The sequence below is a fragment of the Paraburkholderia sp. SIMBA_054 genome, assembly GCF_046534875.1.
Taxonomy (GTDB): domain Bacteria; phylum Pseudomonadota; class Gammaproteobacteria; order Burkholderiales; family Burkholderiaceae; genus Paraburkholderia; species Paraburkholderia hospita.
Genome location: NZ_JAWRXV010000860.1, coordinates 1 through 269, shown reverse-complemented (window position 1 = coordinate 269; position 269 = coordinate 1). Strand labels below are relative to the sequence as shown.

The 269-nt window shown below is 62.1% G+C and carries 1 protein-coding gene; it reads left to right on the top strand.

Annotated features, from left to right (window positions below):
- The coding region (locus SB822_RS57560) for an alkaline phosphatase family protein (RefSeq protein ID WP_410859169.1) at positions 1-269 on the top strand (269 nt) is incomplete at both ends.

The window sequence follows — 269 nt, the reverse complement described above, 5'->3', positions numbered from 1 at the left end:
CCGGAGGAACGCCAGCCGTCGGCACGATTCCTCCCGGCCGCGCAAATCTGCCGCGTCCCGCGCTACCCGATCCGGCCACCTCGGGCATCGACCACGTGGTGCTCGTCACCATGGAAAATCGCTCTTTCGACCATCTGCTAGGCTGGGTGCCCAATGCGGAAACTGCACAGAGCGGTCGAAATTTCAAAGATGCATTTGGCGAAACTCACACGCCGTTCTCGCTCCCCTCGAATGCCGCCTATGGTTTCCAGGCCTGCTCGTTCGCCGAC